Here is a 3,943-nt window from a genome sequence, read left to right on the forward strand (position 1 = left end):
GGCGGAGCCCCCGTGGCAGCAACCCCGCCCGGGACATCCGCCCCCCACACCCGGGACCTATGGACCTGTCCGGGCTCACCACGGGAGCGGACCGTGGAAGGATGGACCCCGTGCATTTCGCTGCCCGTGACCGCGCCGACATCACCGGCCGCGCCGACCTCGACGCCCTGCTGCGCCGTTTCTACACGGCCGCCTTCGCGGACCCGCAGATCGGCCCCTTCTTCACGGAGATCGCCGGCACAAGGCTGGACATCCACATGCCCCGGATCACCGACTTCTGGGAACGCGCCCTCTTCCGCAGCGCCGAGTACCAGCGCAACGCCTTCGCCCCGCACGCCGCCCTGCACTCCGTCGAGCCGATGACCGCCGAGCACTTCGGCCGCTGGGTCCAGCTGTGGCACGCCACCATCGACGGACTGCACGCGGGACCGAACGCCGAGCGCGCCAAGGCGCAGGGCGAACGGATCGCGGTCGCCATGCTCAAGCGGCTCTCCGGTGGCCGCCTCGACACCTCGGGCGACGGCACCGGCTTCATCCCGCTCGCGGCGGTCGAGCTGCGCGCCGCAGCCTGAGCCGTACGCACGCCGCCGCAGCCTGAGCCGTACGCACGCCGCCGCCACCCGAGCCGTACGCACGCCCGGCGCCTGACGCGGCCTACTTCAGCTCGTACGTCACCCCGGTCAGCTGCTCCGAAGCCGCCCACAACCGTTCCCCCGCCGCATCGTTCAGGGTCCACTTCGCGCGTACGGACTTCACCGGCGCCCCGCGCCAGCCCTGCAGACGCGGCCCCGTGAACGAGTCCGGACGCACCCCCGGCGCCGTCGCCGCGTACAGCGTGGGCAGCGCGCCCGACTCGGCGGACTGGGCGAGGAGCTGCGTACCGAGCCCGGCGACGCGTTCCGCGAGGCGCCGGCCCTCCATGCGCGCCCCCGCCGTCTGGAGGTTCGTCCGCGCGAACCCCGGGTGCGCGGCCGCCGCGACCACCTCGGAGCCGGTGGCCTCCAGGCGCCGCGCCAGCTCATGAGTGAAGAGCAGGTTCGCGCTCTTGGAACGGCCGTAGGCCACCCAACGCCGGTATTTCTTCTCCGAGTTGAGATCGCCGATGTCGATGTTCGAGACGAAGTGCATCCCGCTCGACACGTTCACCACCCGCGCGCCCGCCGTCGCGAGCAGCTTCGGAAGGAGCAGTCCGGTGAGCGCGAAGTGCCCGAGGTGGTTGACGCCGAACTGCGTCTCGAAGCCGTCGGCCGTCTTCCCGTACGGGAGCGCCATGACGCCCGCGTTGTTGATCAGCAGATCGAGCCGCTCGCCGTCGAAGCCGGCCGCGAACTCCCGTACCGACTGAAGATCCGCCAGGTCCAGGGGCGCGAAGTCGACGTCGGCGTCCGGGACTTCGGACACGATCCGTGCCCGCGCCTGCGTGCCGCGTGCCTCGCTGCGGCAGGCGAGCAGCACCCGCGCCCCGCGCCGGGCCAGCTCACGGGCGGCCGCCAGGCCGATACCGCTGTTGGCGCCGGTGACGACCGCGGTGCGGCCGCTCTGGTCGGGGATGTCGCGCGCGGTCCAGACGGTCATGACGGTCCTTCCGGAAGGTTGCACTTCGGTTGACCGCCAGGGTACGGCTGGGCTTACCGACGGGTAAGCCCAGCCGCCCGGGTCGCACTCGGCCGGCTCAGGCCGCCGAGCCTCCGTCGATCACCAGATCCGTGCCGACCACGGACGCCGCGTCCTCGGACGCCAGGTACAGCACGGCCGCCGCGACCTCGTCGAGGCTCGACACCCGCCCGAGCGGATTCGACGCCTTCATCCGTACGGCCCGCTCGGCCTCCCTCTCGCCGGGCAGCAGCGACATCGTGGTGTCGGAGGCGCCGGGGCTGACCGCGTTGATGCGCACCCCGTCGCCGATGTGGTCGAGCGCGGCCGCGCGGGTCAGGGCGGAGACGGCGGCCTTGGAGGTCAGATAGCCCGCGACGCCGGGGATACGGGTGTGGGCGCCGAGGTTGGAGGCGATGTTGACGATCGTGCCGCCGCCGTCCTGGCCCCGCATCACGCCGATCTCGGCCTGCAGTGCGTGCAGGACACCGGTCACGTTGATGTCGAGCAGCGTCTGCCAGTCGTCGACGGCGAGGTCGGCGAGCGGCCCGCCGCCGCGGAAGACGCCCGCGTTGTTGACGGCCACGTCCAGGCGCCCGTGCCGGCGCACGGTTTCGGCGACCAACTCCCGTACGTCGGAAGCCTTGCTGACATCCGCGGCCACCGCCGACGCGGCGCCGCCCGCCGCCTCGATCAGGGTGACGGTCTCGTCGAGCGGCCCCGCCGTGCGCCCGGCGACGACGACATCCGCCCCCTCGGCGGCGAAGGCCAGCGCGACGGCGCGGCCGATGCCGGAGCCGGCACCGGTGACGAGGACGGACTGTCCGGCGAAGCGGGTGCGGGTGCGGGTGGTGGTCATGGTGACTCCTGTTTCAGTAAGGGGTGTTGCTGTATGGGTCTTGCTGTACGGGTGTAGCGGTAAGGGAATTTGGCGTCAGGGCGCGACCAACGCCGTCTCTTCAGTCGCGGTCAGTGGCGTCTCTTCAGTCGCGCTCAACGGCGCCTGCCCACCCGGGAGTTGACCAGCGCAAGCACCGCGAACCCGCCGGCCAGGGCTGCGAAGGACCCCGTGTCCCCGCCGAGCGAGAGCGCCGCCGCGAACACGACCGACGCGCCCAGCTCCATCGCGGTGTTGAACACCCCGCCCGCGAGCCCGGCCTGCCCGGCCGGCACCTTGTCGGTGGCGAGCACCGCCGCCCCGGCGAAGGCCACGGCGGCGCCCGCCGGCAGCAGGAGCGTGGCGGGCAGCAGCCCGTAGGCATACGGGATGTGCTCGGCCAGCCCCGTGAGCGCGATGAGTCCGAGCCCGGCGGCAGCCGTGACAAGGCCGCCCGCGGTGGTCCGTGCCGCGCCGATCCGGGCGATCAGCGGCCCGGCCGCGCGCCCGGCGGCCAGCTGCGCCACCGCGAACGGCACGAACACCGCCGAGGTCTGCAGCGCCGACCACCCCCGCTGCTCCTGGAGCTGGAGGGAGAGCACCACGAACGTGACCGAGGCGCCGGCGGCCGTCACCGCGACCGCGAGCAGCCCGGCCGTGCGCCGGCCGTCCCGCAGGAAGTCGGGCGGCAGCAGAGGATCGCGCGCCCGGCGCTCCACCGCCAGGAAGGCCGTGAGCACGGCGGCGCCGGCGAGCAGCGGCACCAGTACGGGATAGGAGATCCAGCTGTACGTATCGGAGACGACGAGACCGTAACTGGCCAGCGTCACACCGGCGGTGACGAGGAGCGCGCCCGGCAGATCGAGGCCGGCGCGCGGCTCGGCGGGCCCGCTCCTCGGGGAGCCGCCCGGAAGCACCCGGAGGCCCGGAAGCACCCGGGGCGCGAGAGCGAGCGCCGCCCCCGCCACGAGCACCGGCACCGCGAACGCCGCCCGCCAGGACCACAGCGCCGTGGCGACCCCGGCCAGGACGTTGCCCGCCGTCGCGCCGAGCATGTTGATCCCGCCCCAGGTCGCCATCGCCCGTCCGTAGGCGGCGGGTTGGGGGAAGAGCGCCCGCAGCAGGGCCATCGCGGCGGGCGCGGTCAGCGCGGCGCCCACCCCCTGCCCGAACCGTGCGCCGAGCAGCACCGGATACGTCGGCGCGAGCGGTACGAGCACCGAGGCGGCGGCGAAGACCAGGAGCCCGGCGGCGAACACCGGCCGCCCTCCGTACCGGTCGGCGAGCCGGCCGCCGAACAGGAGCAGGCCCGCGAAGGCGAGCCCGTAGGAGGCGCTGAGAAGGATCAAGTCGGCGTGCTCCAGGCCGAATTGGCGGCCGATACGGGGGAGTGGGACGGCCAGTGCGGCGAGCGTGAAGATCAGCGTGGCCTGGACCGTGCCGAGCAGGGCGAAGGCGAGGGTGGTCGGGCGG

The 3,943-nt window shown here is 73.5% G+C and carries 4 protein-coding genes; 1 reads left to right on the top strand and 3 read right to left on the bottom strand.

Annotated elements, in window-relative coordinates:
- Positions 1-101: 101 nt before the first annotated feature.
- Positions 102-572 (top strand): group III truncated hemoglobin, encoded by a 471-nt coding sequence (locus G6045_RS39700; RefSeq protein WP_165337107.1) that lies wholly within the window; start codon positions 102-104, stop codon positions 570-572.
- 82 nt (positions 573-654) lie between these two features.
- On the opposite strand, the gene G6045_RS39705 is transcribed toward G6045_RS39700, so the two are convergent.
- The 3 genes from G6045_RS39705 to G6045_RS39715 all read right to left on the bottom strand — a co-directional run bounded on the left by G6045_RS39705 (position 655) and on the right by G6045_RS39715 (position 3,918).
- Positions 655-1,575: an oxidoreductase gene (locus G6045_RS39705; RefSeq protein ID WP_165337108.1), complete on the bottom strand. Its 921-nt coding sequence runs from the start codon at positions 1,573-1,575 to the stop codon at positions 655-657.
- A 97-nt stretch (positions 1,576-1,672) separates the two neighbouring features.
- Positions 1,673-2,452: an SDR family NAD(P)-dependent oxidoreductase gene (locus tag G6045_RS39710; RefSeq protein WP_165337109.1), complete on the bottom strand. Its 780-nt coding sequence runs from the start codon at positions 2,450-2,452 to the stop codon at positions 1,673-1,675.
- 134 nt (positions 2,453-2,586) lie between these two features.
- Complete coding sequence (locus G6045_RS39715; RefSeq protein ID WP_165337110.1) at positions 2,587-3,918, bottom strand: MFS transporter; 1,332 nt, start codon at positions 3,916-3,918, stop codon at positions 2,587-2,589.
- Positions 3,919-3,943 lie beyond the last annotated feature (25 nt).

This window comes from Streptomyces mesophilus (assembly GCF_011044995.1).
In the GTDB taxonomy this organism is placed as follows: domain Bacteria; phylum Actinomycetota; class Actinomycetes; order Streptomycetales; family Streptomycetaceae; genus Streptomyces; species Streptomyces mesophilus.